This is a genomic window from Clostridium sp. YIM B02500 (assembly GCF_022324665.1).
Classification (GTDB): Bacteria; Bacillota; Clostridia; order Clostridiales; family Clostridiaceae; genus Clostridium; species Clostridium beijerinckii.
Genome location: NZ_JAKGTE010000048.1, coordinates 18,555 through 35,557, shown reverse-complemented (window position 1 = coordinate 35,557; position 17,003 = coordinate 18,555). Strand labels below are relative to the sequence as shown.

Sequence of the window (17,003 nt, the reverse complement as noted above, 5' to 3'; positions counted from 1 at the left end):
TTGGAATATATAATTTCTAAGAATATTTTCTTAAATAACCATTTGTAAAAATTAGTTATTCAACAACCTATATAAAGTAAAAGTAATTACTTCATCTTCTCCAGCAACAACTTCTTTATCAATATTTGAATTTAAATCCTTGATTATATCCATGTTTGTAACAAGGACTGGAGTGATCAAAGAAAAACCTTTTCCTAAAATAAAATCCCTATCTATTTTTATAATTGGAGTCCCAGCTTTAACTTTAGTTCCAGCTTTAGCTAATTGTTCAAAACCTTCACCATTTAAAGAAACAGTATCGATACCTATATGAACTAATAACTCAGCTCCATTATCAAGAGTAATTGCAAATGCATGCTTTGTATTAAATACTAATGTTAAGGTTCCGTCAGCAGGTGAAACTACTGTATCTCCAGTAGTATCTATTGCAAGCCCGTCTCCAGCCATTTTTTCTGCAAAAACTTTATCTGGTACTTTTGATAAATCTATTGTTTTACCAGTTATAGGTGCAACTAATTTTGCTTCTTTATTTGAGTCCTTTGAATTTTTCTTAAAAAAATTAAACATACTTAATATTCCCGATTAAACAGGAACAGTCACTTCCTTTCATTCTGTTATTTATTGGTAATAAAAAAGCATAAGTTTCCGAATTACGCAAACTTATGCCTGATTAAACAGTAACACATTTATGTACTAATTATATTATTTCATACAATTAGTGTCAACAATAAAAAAATAAAAAAGGGTATTGACTATAGAATAAAAATAGAATAATATGAGTGTATAAGAATACGATCTTTGGCGTGTAACCGATTAAATCAGGGCATTAGCTGAAAGGGATAATATAATTTATCCTTTTCAGCTTTTTTATTTGCTGAAAAGGATACATGTCCATAAGAATTATAATGCATTTAGGGATATAACAATCCTTAAAATAAATTTTATTAATTATTATGGAAGGGGAATTATATTATTATGATGAAGTATTTACAAAAATTAGGAAAATCCTTAATGCTTCCAGTAGCTTGTTTACCCGTTGCAAGTATTTTAATGGGTCTTGGTTATTGGCTTGACCCTACAGGCTGGGGAGCAAATAACATTGCTTCAGCTTTTATGCTAAAAGCAGGTAGTGCTTTAATTGACAATATGGGAATTTTGTTTGCAATTGGTGTAGGTGTAGGAATGTCAGATGATAATGACGGTACAGCAGGACTTGCAGGACTTGTTTCATGGCTTATGATTACAACATTATTATCTACAGGAGCTGTAGCAATGTTTAAGGGGATTGATGTTAAAGAGGTAGCGCCAGCATTCGCTAAAACTCAAACACAATTTATTGGTATTTTATCAGGTTTAATAGGTGCAGCCTGTTATAACAGATTTAAAAGTGTTAAATTACCAGATGCATTGGGATTCTTTAGTGGAAAAAGATGTGTCGCAATTGTAACCGCAGCATATTCAATAGTTGCATCTATAGTATTATTCTTTGCATGGCCTCTTATTTATGGTGCATTAGTAGCATTTGGTGAAGCTATTGTATCAACAGGTGCAGTTGGATCTGGTATTTATGCATTCTTCAATAGATTATTAATACCATTTGGTCTTCACCATGCATTAAACTCAGTATTCTGGTTTGATGTAGCTGGAATTAACGACCTTGGTAACTTCTGGTCAGGTAAAGGAACACAAGGAGTAACTGGTATGTATATGACTGGATTCTTCCCAGTAATGATGTTTGGATTACCAGCAGGAGCATTAGCTATGTACCATACAGCTAAAGATAAGAAGAAGAAAGCGGTATATGGTTTATTATTAGCAGCAGCAATATCTTCATTCTTCACAGGTGTTACAGAACCATTAGAATTTGCATTTATGTTCTTAGCTCCAGGTTTATATGTTCTTCATGCTGGATTAACAGGAATTTCAGCATTTGTATGTACATTATTACCAGTAAGAGCTGGATTTAACTTTAGTGCTGGATTTGTAGATTGGTTCTTAAGTTTCAAAGCTCCTATGGCAGAAAATCCAATAATGTTAATCCCAATAGGTTTAGTATTTGCAGTAATCTATTATGTAACATTCCGTTTTGCAATTACAAAATTTAATTTAAAGACACCTGGTAGGGAAGATGATGATGCTGAAGAACTAAATGTAAAACTTGCGAATAATGATTATACTCAAGTGGCAGCTGTAATATTAAAGGGTGTTGGAGGAAAAGAAAACGTAGTATCTATAGATAATTGTGTAACTAGATTACGTTTAGAAATTAAAGATCAAGCTGCTGTAGATGAAAAAGTTATTAAATCAGCAGGTGTATCTGGAATAATAAGACCAGGAAAAACAAGCGTACAAGTTGTTGTAGGAACACAGGTGCAATTTGTAGCAGATGAATTTAAAAAATTATGTAAGTAAATTTGAAGATCAATAATTAGATTAGGAAAATTATCTGATTAATAAATTAAGAATATTTAAAAATGTGGAAAAGAGATTGATGATATAAGAAATTAAGTTTTATATCAGACTCTTTTCCATTTTTTTTGTATGCTTTAAGGCTTTTTTTTAATTTACTTAAAGTTTATAATATCTAATGTATAAATTTATTTGGTGGTGAAAATATGGAATACATAAATGAGATTAATATAAATGAAGCAGTTATTCATATATTAGATAGTAATGGGGAAGAACCTATTTTAAACGAGTATAGTTTGGAATTAAATGAAGATATATATTTTTTCTTACATAAACATTTAGAAAAATGTTTTAAGGATGAAGAACTTAAATATGGAAAGTTTAATCCAGAAAGAAACATAGTTAAAGAAGTATCCCAGGATTATCTGACTGGAGTAGACAATAATTTAGTTAAACTATCTAAAGAATTAGCTAGGCAGCTATTCATAATAATGAAAGGAAATGTGAATATCCCATCTGGAGATTTAATAATAGTGTCTCTAACTACAGATCAAGGTCCAATGATAGGAATACTTAAGATGGATTATGTTAAAAATTTTACTCATGAAGTTCAATTTATAGATCAGAAAATAGGTATAGGGATAGTACCTCAAGCAGCAGGACTTCCAGGAAGTGGGCAAAGAATTCAAAAAGCTGCATTTATTAAACCAATTATAGAAGAGGATAAATATAACTTAATGATTTTAGATAAGCAAAAAGGTAGTAAGGAAGATGAGTATGGAGCAAATTATTTTATAAACACATTCTTAGGTGCAAGCATTGTTACAAATGAAAGAGATATGACCAAAACTTTTGTAAAAGCAGCGGAAAACTGGACTAGAGAAAATGTTACAAATGATGCAGGAAGAGCAGAAGAGATTAGGACTGCAATAAAAACTAAATTAAAAGAAGAAGACTCTATTAATATAGAGGAGTTTTCTGCTGAATTATTTAATGATCACCCTCAAGCGAAGGAAGAGTTTTCAACTTATATAAAACAACAAGGATTGCAAGAAGAAGTAGCTGTGGATAAAACTTGGGTTGAGAAAAAACTAAAAAGAGTTAGACTTAATATTGATAAACAAATTGATTTGTATATAAATGAAGAGACATACCACGACCCTAGCAAGTTTGAGATACAAAGAAACGGCGATGGAACTATTAATTTAATAGTAAAAAATGTGATTAATTATATAGAAAAGTAGATAGCTAGGCTCTATGATTTGTTGCTATTTACTTTATATTTGAGAAAGTAAATGCTCTAAATAGTTTATTTTGTGCTGGCTGATTAACAGCAAGTTTTTAAGAATCTAATATATTTATATTGTGCAACCCACATATAAATATATTAGATTCTTATTTTATATGAATTTATTACCGGTATTTTTTTCTGTAATCAGAAGGCGATATCCCTAAGTTCTTAGCAAAGACCCTGCTAAGATAAAATCCGTTATCATACCCACATTTGGAAGCAATACAATCTAATGTATCTTCGGTTCTGAGTAATAATACTTGAGCTCTTCTTAATCTTAAAGAAGTTATATATTCAATAGGAGTGGTTCCTATACACTTGTGAAATCGTCTAGTAAACTGAACAGAACTAAGTCCCAGTGAAGCTGAAAAATCTTTGATTTTAATGGATTCATAAGCATATTTATTTAAGTACTTTAATGAATAGTTTATAATTTCATCCTGAACAAAGTTTTTTGGGGAGCTGCTATACTGTGTTTCTATATAATATAATTTCAGAATATCGCTTATCAATGAGCTTTTCCATTGGTTTAATTCAATATTGTTATTATGGCTGTATAGTTTTAAATAGTAGTACATATTATTGAGTCTTTTTAAATCTGATACAGATATTTTACCAACTGGAAAAGATGAAGTATCATCTCCAGAATTTATCGAAAAGTTTATGAAGTGAAATGTGAGAGTGGTAATGACCTCTCTTTTGAAAATCATTCCAGGTGGGCAAATTACAATATCACCAAATTTACCTTTTCCTTTATGAGATTCAACTTCGTAACTGCATTCACCATCTTCAATAGCGTAAAGTACCCAGTTCGAATCTATGTCTTCATCCAATAGAAAATGTTCTTTTTTATCCCAAAAAATATGTTGATTAATATTTACATTAAGATTATTTAAATCAAACATCAATAAGCCTCCTTTAAGAGCTAAGAAGATTATGCCATAGAAGAATTATAAGAAAATAGAAGTGAAATGTAAACATTTAAAAAATAATTAAAGTAATTATATCTGTATTTATATAGAAATTTTGATTGCAGAGTATGTGAATTACAAATATTCCTTTTTTAGATGTTTATATTTTGTGTAAATAATAATTGTTATATCAAATATATGAAATAAAGTATATGCAGATGATACGTTAGTGAATTCAAAAAATCAGCACCCTAATATATTATAAAGATATAATCAGTAAGAGGTGGGATAAGCTATAGTCTTCCTATAAAGCTGATTATGAAAAAATAATACAATGCATTGTAAATATTAAAACACTAAATAGATGTAGACATTTAGGATTAATATATCTATAAAGGGAGCGAATTATGAATTACAAAAATGTAAAAAAGGATATAACCGTAATAGGTGGTGGTTTAGCAGGTGTGTGTGCAGCTATTTCTGCTGCTAGAAATGGTAAAAGTGTTTCTTTAGTACAAAATCGCGGAATTTTAGGCGGAAATTCTAGTAGTGAAATTCGTGTATGGGTATGTGGAGCAACAAAACATGGAGTAAACAGATATGCCAGAGAAACTGGAATTATGGGAGAATTGTTTTTAGAAAATCAGTATCGCAATCCAGATGGAAATCCCTATTTTTGGGACATGCTACTATTAGAAAAGGTAAAAGATGAAAAAAATATTTCTTTATTTTTAAATACAGAAGTGTCAGAAATCGATGTAATTGAAGGAGAAAAAGAAAATAAAATAAAATCTGTGACAGGGTGGACAATTGGATCAGAAACTAAGACAAAATTTGAAAGTGAGGTATATCTAGATTGTTCCGGAGATGGATTTATTGGAGCATTAGCTGGTGCTAAATATAATTTAGGGAGAGAATCAAGATATGAATATAATGAATTATTGGCGCCAGAAAAAGAAGATAAAATTTTATTAGGAAGTACTATATTATTTTATACTAAAGATGCTGGACATCCAGTTAAATTTATTCCACCTAATTTTGCAAAAGATATAAGTAAAACCAGTATTCCAAAGAATAGAGTTATAAAATCCAATGACTCAGGTTGCTGCTATTGGTGGATAGAACTAGGCGGAGAAGTTGATATAGTAAAAGACAATGAAATAATAAGAGATGAGTTATGGACACTAGTATATGGAATATGGGATTATATAAAAAATTCGGGAAATTATGATGCAGACAATCTAACATTAGAGTGGGTTGGGTCAATTCCAGGTAAAAGAGAATATAGGAGGTTTATAGGAGATTACGTTTTAAATCAAAATGATATTATTGAACAGACCGAATTTGATGATAGAATAGCTTTTGGTGGTTGGTCAATAGATCTTCATCCTGAGAAAGGAATATATGAGGAAAGCTGTGGCTCGAGAAATATACAAGCTGATGGAGTATTTCATATACCGTTTCGTTCCACATATTCTGTAAACGTATCGAATTTGATGTTTGCTGGAAGAAATATTAGCGCATCACATATAGCTTTTGGAGCAACTAGAGTTATGGCAACTTGCGCTACAATAGGAGAAGCTGTTGGATTAGCGGCAGCAATGTGTGTAGAAGACAAAATTATTCCTAGGGATTTATATATGAAGCATATAAAGAAATTACAGCAGATTTTATTAAGACAAGATGGATCTATTATAGGAATAAAAAATGAGGACATGAAAGATAAGGCTAGATCAGCAGCTATTATGGCATCTACATTATTAAAGAAAATTGAAGTCGTAAATTCTAACGATGAATATAGGTTGACTACAGATATAGGAATTTTATTTCCAATAGAAAACAGAGTTGAAGATGTAGAAATACTAATTTCTAGCTTAGAACAGACTACATTGGAAGTAGAACTTTGGGATACAGGCAGAGCAGAAAACTATATTCCTAAAAATCTTTTGAAGAAGAAAAAAGTACAAGTGGAAAAAGGAAGAAATCAATGGGTTAAGAGCGACTTTGTATTAGAATCAGAAGTGGCAAGAAATCTATTTTTGGTTGTAAAGGCTAATGATAAAGTTACAATACATTTATCTTATGAACAATTAACAGGTGTACTTTCATTTACTAAAAAGGCTATAGAAAATACAAATCTTGATGATTATATTGGTATAAATCCAATTGTTGAGTGGTCTATGAAAGAAATGGCTAGAAAAGAATTTTGCTTTAGAATTCATGGTGAAACAAATGCATATTCTCCTAGTAAAATTATAGATGGTTACTCAAGACCTTATGGGGGTCCTCATATGTGGATATCAGAAGATATTAAAGATACAGATGAGTGGATACAACTTGAATGGGAAAATGATATTGAAATTAACGAAATTCATATTACATTTAACGATGATGTAAACGAAGATCTTATAAATCTTCATCATCATTACACTGATTTTTCTGTAATGCCTGAATTAGTAAAAGATTATAAGGTTTCCATATGGAAGGATAACAAATGGGAAGTTATTGCATCTAAGAAAAATAATCGTAAGCGAAAAGAAATATTTAAAAATATAGGTAAGATTTTAGCAAATAAAATTAGAGTTACCATTGAATCAACAAATGGATGCAGGAAAGCTGAGATAATTGAGGTAAGAGTATACTAAGATATGCTTTAAGAAGGCGCAATTAGAAAATAGCAAGTCAATCTTACAAGCTTATTTTCCACTATACTGTTTCAGAAAATTATCACAAGGCCAGAGGTAAGAGCAAGCTACTATGTATTAGGATTAAAAATAATAATAATATTTTGGAACTGCTATTTTCTTTAATTCGTCTAAATAGAGAATAATTTATTTAAAGATAGGAAGGAATAAAGAGTATGAATATAAATAATAATTATAAGACTAATTTAACTGAAGAGAAGCCAACTAGAGTAAGATACTTAGTATTAGCTCTAATATTTATAAATATAGTAATAAATTATATGGATCGTTCAAATATATCTGTAGCAGCATCTCATATGTCGAAAGACTTGAAATTATCAACTGTTCAAATGGGATTAATATTTTCAGCGTTTGGATGGGTATATGCTGCATTGCAAATACCTAGCGGATACTTAGTTGATAGATTTAAGCCTCGTGTTGTATATGCATGTAGTTTATTTATATGGTCATTAGCTACATTGTTACAAAGTATTGTAGGTGGATTTGGATCACTTTTAGGTTTACGTTTATCTATAGGATGTTTTGAAGCACCAGTTATGCCAGCAAGCAATAAAGTGGCATCAAGTTGGTTTCCTACAAATGAAAGAGCATCTGCTATTGCAATATACTCTTCAGCTCAATTTGTTGGATTGGCATTTGTAAGTCCATTACTATTTATATTAGAGGATAAGTTTGGTTGGAAATTCTTATTTATACTTACAGGACTTGTAGGGATAGCATGGTCAATTGTTTGGTATGCATTATACAGAGATCCAAGTAAAAGTAAACGTATAAATAATGCTGAGCTAAATTATATCAAAGAAGGTGGAGGTATAGTAGAAGATGAGGATGTAGATAATTCGACTGCTAAGGAAAAATCTCAATTCAAATTTAGTGATTTAAAGATGATGTTTTCTAACCGTAAGCTTATAGGAATATATATTGGTCAATTCACTATATCATCAACATTTTGGTTTTTCTTAACCTGGTTTCCAACATATCTTGTAGAATATAGACATTTAAGTTTTATAAAATCAGGTTTTGTGTCATCAGTACCATATTTGGCTGCATTTTGTGGAGTTTTAGTTTCAGGTTTTGTATCAGATAAACTTATAAAAAAGGGAGTCTCTATGGGAGTAGCAAGGAAAACCCCAATAATTATTGGATTATTATTAACAACAACTATAATTGGAGCAAATTTTGTTGATAGCACTCCATTAATAGTAATGTTCATGGCTATAGCATTTTTCGGCAATGGGCTAGCAACTATTACTTGGATATTTGTATCATTATTGGCACCTAAAAATTTAGTTGGATTAGCAGGTGGGGTATTTAACTGCACTGGAGCATTATCATCAATAGTAATTCCAATCGTGATAGGTATTATTGTATCAGGAGGTAATTTTACTCCAGCAATAGCTTTGATAGGTATTTTAGCTTTAATAGGAGCATTATCATATATATTTATAGTAGGAAAAATAGAAGAAAATAATTAGAATTAAATAATTAAGTTTTACATTTAATTTTGGATGAGATAAAAGTTAGTGCTAGTTACCAGCATTAACTTTTATCTTTTATTTTTAGATAGATTTAATTTACATATTTAAAACTTATTTTAAATAAAATAATAGATATAAAATTTTATATTTAGATAAAGTACATGTTATATGAATTTTGAGGAATAATATTCTAGAAGTTATTTAGTACATCGTTAAGAAATTTGCAAATACTTTTATTTGCTTTCTTAGGTGTTTTAGTACGGAGGAGAATATTTATGAAGAAAAAAAACAAAGGATTATCTGCTTGGCAGCTCACAATGATGGCTTTGGGAAGCATAATAGGAGGATCGTTTTTTCTTGGCTCAGCGGTGGCTATTAATGCTGCAGGACCATCTGTTTTGATATCCTATATATTGGGAGGAATTTTAGTATACTTTATACTTTATGCTTTATCTGAAATGACTGTTGCAAATCCACATTCAGGATCTTTTAGGACTTTTGCATCAGAAGCTTTTGGGCCTGGAACAGGATTTGTTGTTGGCTGGGTTTACTGGATTGGTATGGTGCTTTCAATGTCTAGTGAGGCTACTGCTGTATCAATTTTATTGAATGAATGGATTCCGAATATATCAATAGCTATAGGAGGAACTATAATTATTGTTGGTGTAACTTTGCTTAATCTTTTAGGGGCTGATAAATTAAGTAAGCTCACTAGTGGTCTTTCAGCTATAAAACTTTTTGTAATAATTTCATTTATAATTATATCTTTTCTACTTGTTACTGGAATAATTCCGGGAAGAACAGCGGTAGGAGCAGGAGAGCTTATGAGAGAGCCTTTTATGTCAAGTGGCATAGGAGGTATTGCAGGAGGAATGCTTATAGTAGTATTTGCTTATGCTGGTTTTGAAATAATAGGATTAGCAGCCTCAGAAGCTGATGATCCAAGAAAAACAATACCAAAAGCAATTAATTATACAGTTGTAAGTCTTATATCACTCTACATAATTTCTCTTATAGCATTACTTCCTTTAATTCCTACCGCAGATTTAAGCGAAAATATAAGTCCAATGGTTGCGGCTCTTGATAGATTGGGAATTACATGGGCTGGAAATGTAATTAATTTAGTACTTATTACAGCTATACTTTCTGCATCTCTCGCTTCTATGTTTGGGATTGCAAGAATGCTAAGATCACTTGCAGATGAAGGTGATGCTCCTAAGTTTTTGAAGGATAAAGGTGATATTCCTTACAAGGCTATAGTATTTTCCGGAATTTCAATGCTTTTAGGATTAGGATTTGGGTTACTATTTCCTAGAATATATCTGTTTCTAGTAACGGCAAGTGGATTTTCGCTACTTTTTACTTACGCAGTAATTATGGCAACGCATATAAGATTCCGTAAAAGAAATGGATGTCCTCCAGATGGGAAATGTCAAATGCCTGGATTTCCGTATACATCTTGGATTGGACTAATAAGTATGATTGTTGTTATTTTTAGTATGCCTCTTATATCTGATCAAGCACCAGGACTTATAGTAGGACTGATAATGATAGCTCTATTTTCATCAATTTATATGATAATGAAATATTTTAGGAACACTGAAAAGAATAAAAATAGCTATGCAAGAGTTAGCAATAAAATGAACCGTTCAAAACTGATGACAGAATTTTCAGAAGAAGTTGCAGATGACAACGAATCAAAGCGAAATAATAATCAAAAAAGCCAATGTAAAAAATGTAGTAAGAAATAGATTAAAATGAAAAAAATATAATTTCTAAATAATATAATTCATTCTTTACAAAATTATTTGAGATGGTATCTGATAGTCTAAGATAAATATTAGTAAATTAGATTTTTAGAACATATATAGTAAATAAAATAAAGATATCCTTTAAATGCTTAACTTTGGGATTAAGTATTTGAAGGATATTTTTATTCTAAATTTTTTAATAATACGGATTTATACAATATTAGTTTTATCGCCTACAATAATATTGAAACTTACTTTCTCTAGATTTACTTATAGAATATTCATATATTCTACTATTAGTCAAATACCCTATATTTTCAATCTGCATTACAACAGACTCATTGGGTAAATCTAATAAATTACTCTCATATTCATTTAATTTTGTAGGGCTCACAGTTCTAATACCGTGACTAATTTTATAATCATATTGGGACTCAATATACGAAAGTAAACTAGATTCACAATCTTCTGTCTTAAGGTTTGGAAATAGGGAGTATGGCATGTAAATCTCTTCTGTATGAATAGGATGGGACTCTATATAACGAACTCTTTTTATAAGCCAAACATGAGAATTTACTTCTACCTGCAATAATTTGCTAAGTTTCTCAGATGAATCAATAAGTTTAAATTCATTAACATTTGATTTTATATTATCCGAATTGTAGTAATCAGAAAGAGAGGATAAAAAAAGAATGCTGTTATTATAATGATTAACATCATTAACATAAGTTGAGCCATCAATTGATTTAATCAAATATGACCTTTCAATTAAATGAGCTATTGCTTTTCTTATAGTATGCCTATTACATTGATATTTGATTGCTAGCTGAGTTTCAGATGGAATACGAGATGATACTGAAAGCTTTCCAGAAGTAATTTTTTCAATCAAGTCGTTAATAATATAATCACTTTTCAAATTTACTCACCTCGTAATAAACACAAAATATTTAAGTATATTATAGCATAATCAAAAAAATTGTTGTATAGACAGGTGATGAAAGTTAGGTTTAATAAATATAAAATGTGATTAAAGTATTAAATGTTTTATATAAAGATAAGAGGAGATGGTAATTTATGAATAAAAAAAATGAAAGCATAATTCCAGATGATTTTTTTTGGGGAAGTGCGGTTACATCATTTCAAAGTGAGGGAGCATGGAATGAAGGTGGAAAAGGAATTTCTATAGTAGATAAAAGAGAAATAAAAGAAGGTTTTTCTAATTGGGAAGTAGCCATTGATTTCTATCATAGATATAAAGAAGATATAGCATTGTTTAATGAGCTAGGAATAAATAGTTATCGTACAAGTATTTCGTGGACAAGAATTATTCCAGATGGAGAAGGTGAAGTTAACGAAGAAGGGATAAAATTTTATAATGATTTATTTGATGAATTATTAACTAATGGAATAGAACCAGTTATAACACTATACCATTTTGATTTACCAGAGGCGTTAGCAGAAAAATATAATGGGTTTGCATCAAGAAAGGTTGTAGATTTATTTGAGAAATATGTAAGAGTAGTATTTGAGAGATTTAAAGGCAAAGTAAAATACTGGATAACATTCAATGAACAAAATTTAGTTATTCCACGTTTGGAGTTGTGGGGAGTAAAAGTAAGTAATAATGTTAATAAAGAAGCTTTGGCTTATCAAGTATGTCACAATGTATTTATAGCTCATGCTAAAGCAACTAAACTGATGCATAAAATAATTCCAGATGGAAAAATGGGTGGAATGGTTACTTATATGACAACATATCCAATGACATGTAAACCTAAAGATGCATTAGCAAACTTAAAAGTAAAAGAGCTATTTAATGATCTCTATTTTGATGTATTTGTTAATGGTAAATATCCAACATATATAACAAGTAGGTGGAAAAGTAGAGACATAAAGCCAATATTCGAAGACGGAGATGAAGCGTTATTAAAAGAAAATACAGTGGACTATTTGACATTTAGTTATTATCAAAGTTCAACTGTAAAAGATGATCCGGAAGATGAGGAGAGTATAATAAAGGGAATTACACCAAATCCAATATTAAAGAAAAATGAATGGGGATGGGCTATTGATCCTATAGGTTTTAGAATAGCTTTAAAAGAGATATATGCAAGATATAAAATGCCAATCTTTGTAACTGAAAATGGGATTGGTGTTAGAGAAGAATTGAATGAAAATAAAACTGTAGAGGACGATTATAGAATAGATTATTTGAGAGCACATATAAAGCAAATGAAATTAGCTATGGAAGAAGGCGTTGAGGTTATAGGATACCTAACTTGGGGATGCACTGACATTTTAAGTTCACAAGGTGAGATGAAAAAAAGGTATGGATTTATATTTGTAAATCGTGATGAATCAGATTTGAGAGATTTAAAAAGGTATAAGAAAAAGAGCTTTGAGTGGTTTAAAAATGTAATTTCTACTAACGGGAAACAATTATAAGATAGGGATTAAGGTAGAAACTAGAAATATAGTATAGTTAAAGAAGTTATATGTTGTGTTAGTATGTTTATATTTAAAACTTTAATAAAGAAGCAATAAATTAAAAATAGAGTACAGAAGCTTAATTGTAATATATATATTTAATTAATTGATAAGTGTAAGATGGATTTAATAAAAGTTAAGAAAATACATCTTTTATTAAATCCTTTTTCTAAAATAGAGTTATCTAATAAAATTAGTTGCAACTCTAGGTTCACTTTCAGGTAATGAAATACCTGCTTTTTTACCAGCTTCTATGGATTTTAAAAGCCATGCCATATTTTTGCCAAGCATTCTCATTGTCTGCATTCCTTCTAAATCTTGTTTAACTTCTTCAGGAGTATTGCCATGAACCATATTCCAATACTGAGAAGAAACAACCGGCATATTCGAAATAGTAAAATATTTATTTAATTGATCAAAAGCTGAAGCAGCCCCACCTCTACGGCAACTTACAACTGCAGCACCAGGTTTATGTGCAAAGCAATTTCCAGCATAAAAGAATCGGTCTAAAAAAGATGTAATTGAACCTGACGGAGCTGCGTAATGAACAGGTGAACCGAATATAAATCCATCAGCTTCTTTTGCTTTCTCTAAAGCGATATTTACGATATCATCACTAAATACGCATTTGCCTTCACCACTTTTATAGCAGCCACCACAACCAATACAGCCACTAATAGGTTTATTTCCTATTTGAAAGATTTCTGTTTCAATATTTTCTTTTTCTAATTCACCGGCTACTTCACATAAAGCGGTATAGGTACATCCTTTAGCTTTTGGACTACCATTAATAAGTAATACTTTCATTTTCACACCTCACTATTTAATCGAACAAATTTATATGAAATTTTTAATAATCCACTATTGAATTGAAGTTCATGTTATGTCTTAATTATTATTTTATTGTGTTTATTTGAATAGTTTGTTTTAAGTCTTTTTCTTTTGTTAGAGGTTCAGTTGGATAACCTAATGCTAATGCAGCTGCTGGTACAAAACCTTCTGGTAAGTTTAATTCTTTTAGAAGATCCTTATCACTAGAAAGAGCAAATAGAAAACCTAATAAATAGACACTACCGATTCCTAAATCAGTAGCAGCAAGAGACATGTTTTCAACTATACATGCAGCGTTAGCTACTTCGATAGCTGGAGCTTTCTCATTTGGTTTCCCAGAAACAATTACTAATGTAGGAGCACCATAAAATGGTTTCATATTTGGATTTCCAAATACTTTTGCAGTAACTGCTGTAATTTTATCTAATAAGTCGGAATTTTGAATAACAGTTAGATGAACTGAGTTATATGCACCCATCCCTACTGGTGCTGCACAGCCAGCATTAATAATAGTATTTAAAGATTCATCACTGATTTGCTCAGATTTATAGCTTCTAGTAGATTTACGCATTGCGATTGCTTTCAGTAATTCCATAGTTAAAATCTCCTTTTATAAATTATTATACTTAGTTAAATGAACTTAGTATAATAATTATACCTACTTGTACAATTACGAACAAGTAGGCACAATTTTATTATTAGGTATCATTTTTTATACTAGGTAACAATTTATTAAGGATATTATGTATATTTATATAATTATTTGGAACGCTTAACCATTCCTCTGGAATTATAATATGTTTGCAGCTATTAGATTTATTTTTTAAATATGTGTAAATTATTTGAGATTCATCGATTTCTTCTTTTCCAATTTCTATTGGAACATCTCCATTGTTAAAGTAAAATAAAATATTATCTTTAAGAATACCTTTGAATGCTTCTAAATCAAAGTTTTTTAAAATATATTTTTCACTAAATAGTATCTTATTTCCTCTAATAAGAAAAAATTTAACTCTGTCATTATCTAAATATTCAAGCAAAGCAATATTTCTATTCTTTTTAGTAAATTCGATAATTTTAATTTTCTCTAGCAAATAATTTACTGAGCTTATGTAATCCCTATATTTAGCGGCAGTTTCAAAATCAAATTTTTCAGAAGCGCTATTCATTATATGTTCCATTTCCTGGAGAATGATTTTATCATTACCATTAAGAAGATTTATTATTTTATTTAATATATTAAGATACTCTTCTCGTGGTGTAGTATCTAAACACATTCCAATACATAATCCTAGAGAGTAGTTAAAACAGGATGAAGTTTTTCGCTGATTAATACTGCATTGTATTTTGCAGTATTCTTTAATACCATAAAGTCCTTTTTCAGCAATGTTTTTTCTTGAATATGGACCAAAATAAATGTTTCCATCCGTTTCATTTGATTCATGAGATATTTCAATATTCGGATATTTTTCGTTAAGAACTATTTTTATGTAAGAATATGACTTAGGATTTTTCATTAGCCTATTATAAGCAGGCTTAATTTTCTTTATTAATTCACATTCAAGCAAAAAGGCCTCAAATTCAGTATCAGTAATTTTATACTCAAAATCCTTGAGATTTTGAACTAACTTAAGAATTTTAGGAGAATGAGATTTAGAATTTATAAAATATGATCCAACTCTACTTTTTAAGTTCTTTGACTTACCAACATAAATAACGTTATTCAGTGAATCCTTCATAAGATATACACCAGGTGAAGAAGGGAGTTTTTTTACTTTTTCTTTTAAATCCATATCCATATTATCTCCTCTAAAAATATATGTTGAGTAAATTATCATTAGTTAAATTAAAAATCAATTATTCATATAATTATATTTTATCATCACGCCTGTAAAATTAATAATAATTTATAAAATAAATATTTAAATTATGTGTAAATATAAAAAAATGATATACTTGTTTGCGCAGAGTGCATCAGAAAAAAAATATTAGAGTTTCATTATTTCAAGATAAAAAACTTTTACTGTTTGAACGTATGTGAGTTGAAAAATTTTTTATCTTGAAATGATAGAAATTCTTTGCAATTTTTTTTAGCAATCGAAGTAAACAAGTATATCATTTTTCTATTAACTATAATTTTATTATTTCATTAATTTAACAAGGACAGCTTTTTGGGCATGTAATCTATTTTCAGATTCATCAAAAATTGAATCAGCATGTTCTTCTAAAATTTCAGCTGAAATTTCTTCTCCTCTATGAGCAGGAAGACAATGAAGCACCATAGCATTTTTATCAGCAATAGTCATTAATTCTTTATTAACTTGGAATCCTTCAAAGGCTTTAATCCTCTCATTAGCCTCACCTTCTCTGCCCATACTAGCCCAAACATCAGTAATTATAACATCAGCATCTTTAGCAGCTTCAAGTGGAGATGTAGTAATTGTAAAAGTAACGCCTTCTTTTTCTGCGATCTCTTTAGCTCTATTAAGGTATTTCTTAGATGCAGTATAATTCTCAGGAGATGCAACTGCAAAATTCATGCCGACTTTTAGGCAGCCAATCATTAGAGAATTGGCCATGTTGTTACCATCGCCAATAAAAGCAACTTTTAGACCTTCTAATATATTTTTATTTTCCCTTATCGTCATTAAATCAGCTAGTACCTGACAAGGATGTTCTTCATCTGTTAATCCATTTATAACCGGAATTGATGCATATTTAGCTAATTTTTCAACCTCATCTTGTGAGAAAGTTCTAATCATTATGCCTTGTATAAATCTAGAAAGAACTCTAGCAGTGTCTTCAATTGGCTCACCACGACCAATTTGCATGTCTCTATCAGTCAAAAAAAGTGAATTTCCACCTAATTGATACATGCCGGCTTCAAAGGAAACTCTGGTCCTAGTAGATGATTTTTCAAAAATCATTCCTAAACTTTTACCTTTAAGATGATGATGTTCTATGCCATGTTTTTGTTCGTATTTTAACTGATCTGCTAAATTTAAAATATCCAGAATTTCCTCTTTAGAAAGATCATCCATTTTTAGTAAGTCTTTTTTCATATATATGCCTCCAAACAATAAGAAAGTGAAAAATGAGCAGTTAGGGAGAAAATCCAAAAGATACGATAAAGATTATAT

At 29.9% G+C, this 17,003-nt stretch carries 13 protein-coding genes; 6 read left to right on the top strand and 7 right to left on the bottom strand.

Going from position 1 to position 17,003, the window contains the following annotated elements; translation table 11 throughout:
* Positions 1–51: 51 nt before the first annotated feature.
* Entirely contained in the window at positions 52–567 is a 516-nt protein-coding gene (locus L1S46_RS24455) for a PTS glucose transporter subunit IIA (RefSeq protein WP_238901223.1), read from the bottom strand.
* A gap of 408 nt (positions 568–975) precedes the next feature.
* Between L1S46_RS24455 and nagE the strand changes: the two genes are divergently transcribed.
* Both nagE and L1S46_RS24445 read left to right on the top strand, forming a co-directional pair.
* Complete coding sequence (gene nagE / locus L1S46_RS24450) at positions 976–2,412, top strand: N-acetylglucosamine-specific PTS transporter subunit IIBC (RefSeq protein WP_012060688.1); 1,437 nt, start codon at positions 976–978, stop codon at positions 2,410–2,412.
* A gap of 203 nt (positions 2,413–2,615) precedes the next feature.
* Positions 2,616–3,653, top strand: coding sequence for a nucleoid-associated protein (locus tag L1S46_RS24445; protein WP_012060687.1), 1,038 nt, complete (start codon positions 2,616–2,618; stop codon positions 3,651–3,653).
* A 169-nt stretch (positions 3,654–3,822) separates the two neighbouring features.
* Here L1S46_RS24445 and L1S46_RS24440 read toward each other — a convergent pair whose 3' ends face one another.
* Positions 3,823–4,605: an AraC family transcriptional regulator gene (locus tag L1S46_RS24440; RefSeq protein ID WP_012060686.1), complete on the bottom strand. Its 783-nt coding sequence runs from the start codon at positions 4,603–4,605 to the stop codon at positions 3,823–3,825.
* 413 nt (positions 4,606–5,018) lie between these two features.
* Between L1S46_RS24440 and L1S46_RS24435 the strand changes: the two genes are divergently transcribed.
* The 3 genes from L1S46_RS24435 (at position 5,019) to L1S46_RS24425 (ending at position 10,545) form a co-directional block, all read left to right on the top strand.
* Positions 5,019–7,256, top strand: a complete 2,238-nt coding sequence (locus L1S46_RS24435) for an FAD-dependent oxidoreductase (protein WP_012060685.1) — start codon at positions 5,019–5,021, stop codon at positions 7,254–7,256.
* Positions 7,257–7,471: 215 nt separating this feature from the next.
* Entirely contained in the window at positions 7,472–8,791 is a 1,320-nt protein-coding gene (locus tag L1S46_RS24430) for an MFS transporter (RefSeq protein ID WP_077829109.1), read from the top strand.
* 278 nt (positions 8,792–9,069) lie between these two features.
* Positions 9,070–10,545 carry an amino acid permease gene (locus L1S46_RS24425; RefSeq protein ID WP_238901222.1) on the top strand — a complete coding sequence of 492 codons (1,476 nt, stop codon included), beginning with the start codon at positions 9,070–9,072 and terminating at the stop codon, positions 10,543–10,545.
* 226 nt (positions 10,546–10,771) lie between these two features.
* Here the strand turns inward: L1S46_RS24425 and L1S46_RS24420 are convergent, their stop codons facing one another.
* Positions 10,772–11,461 carry a GntR family transcriptional regulator gene (locus L1S46_RS24420; RefSeq protein WP_238901221.1) on the bottom strand — a complete coding sequence of 230 codons (690 nt, stop codon included), beginning with the start codon at positions 11,459–11,461 and terminating at the stop codon, positions 10,772–10,774.
* Positions 11,462–11,619: 158 nt separating this feature from the next.
* Between L1S46_RS24420 and L1S46_RS24415 the strand changes: the two genes are divergently transcribed.
* On the top strand, positions 11,620–12,990 hold the full coding sequence (locus L1S46_RS24415) for a glycoside hydrolase family 1 protein (RefSeq protein WP_238901220.1): 1,371 nt from the start codon (positions 11,620–11,622) through the stop codon (positions 12,988–12,990).
* Between the two features lie 222 nt (positions 12,991–13,212).
* Here the strand turns inward: L1S46_RS24415 and L1S46_RS24410 are convergent, their stop codons facing one another.
* From L1S46_RS24410 to argF, 4 genes are all read right to left on the bottom strand, one after another.
* A complete protein-coding gene (locus tag L1S46_RS24410) occupies positions 13,213–13,839 on the bottom strand; it encodes a flavodoxin family protein (RefSeq protein WP_012060680.1) in 627 nt (208 codons plus the stop codon).
* 88 nt (positions 13,840–13,927) lie between these two features.
* Positions 13,928–14,458 carry a nitroreductase family protein gene (locus L1S46_RS24405; RefSeq protein WP_238901219.1) on the bottom strand — a complete coding sequence of 177 codons (531 nt, stop codon included), beginning with the start codon at positions 14,456–14,458 and terminating at the stop codon, positions 13,928–13,930.
* Positions 14,459–14,561: 103 nt separating this feature from the next.
* Positions 14,562–15,656, bottom strand: coding sequence for a GIY-YIG nuclease family protein (locus L1S46_RS24400; RefSeq protein WP_238901218.1), 1,095 nt, complete (start codon positions 15,654–15,656; stop codon positions 14,562–14,564).
* A 348-nt stretch (positions 15,657–16,004) separates the two neighbouring features.
* The gene (gene argF, locus L1S46_RS24395; protein WP_012060677.1) at positions 16,005–16,925 is read right to left on the bottom strand and encodes an ornithine carbamoyltransferase; all 921 of its coding nucleotides are present in this window, start codon (positions 16,923–16,925) and stop codon (positions 16,005–16,007) included.
* Between the last annotated feature and the right edge of the window lie 78 nt (positions 16,926–17,003).

What these genes read in the sequence shown, in the direction of transcription:
- L1S46_RS24455 (WP_238901223.1), bottom strand. Translation starts at nt 567, where the DNA reads ATGTTTAATTTTTTTAAGAAAAATTCAAAGGACTCAAATAAAGAAGCA.
- nagE (WP_012060688.1), top strand. Translation starts at nt 976, where the DNA reads ATGATGAAGTATTTACAAAAATTAGGAAAATCCTTAATGCTTCCAGTA.
- L1S46_RS24445 (WP_012060687.1), top strand. Translation starts at nt 2,616, where the DNA reads ATGGAATACATAAATGAGATTAATATAAATGAAGCAGTTATTCATATA.
- L1S46_RS24440 (WP_012060686.1), bottom strand. Translation starts at nt 4,605, where the DNA reads ATGTTTGATTTAAATAATCTTAATGTAAATATTAATCAACATATTTTT.
- L1S46_RS24435 (WP_012060685.1), top strand. Translation starts at nt 5,019, where the DNA reads ATGAATTACAAAAATGTAAAAAAGGATATAACCGTAATAGGTGGTGGT.
- L1S46_RS24430 (WP_077829109.1), top strand. Translation starts at nt 7,472, where the DNA reads ATGAATATAAATAATAATTATAAGACTAATTTAACTGAAGAGAAGCCA.
- L1S46_RS24425 (WP_238901222.1), top strand. Translation starts at nt 9,070, where the DNA reads ATGAAGAAAAAAAACAAAGGATTATCTGCTTGGCAGCTCACAATGATG.
- L1S46_RS24415 (WP_238901220.1), top strand. Translation starts at nt 11,620, where the DNA reads ATGAATAAAAAAAATGAAAGCATAATTCCAGATGATTTTTTTTGGGGA.
- L1S46_RS24410 (WP_012060680.1), bottom strand. Translation starts at nt 13,839, where the DNA reads ATGAAAGTATTACTTATTAATGGTAGTCCAAAAGCTAAAGGATGTACC.
- L1S46_RS24405 (WP_238901219.1), bottom strand. Translation starts at nt 14,458, where the DNA reads ATGGAATTACTGAAAGCAATCGCAATGCGTAAATCTACTAGAAGCTAT.
- L1S46_RS24400 (WP_238901218.1), bottom strand. Translation starts at nt 15,656, where the DNA reads ATGGATTTAAAAGAAAAAGTAAAAAAACTCCCTTCTTCACCTGGTGTA.
- argF (WP_012060677.1), bottom strand. Translation starts at nt 16,925, where the DNA reads ATGAAAAAAGACTTACTAAAAATGGATGATCTTTCTAAAGAGGAAATT.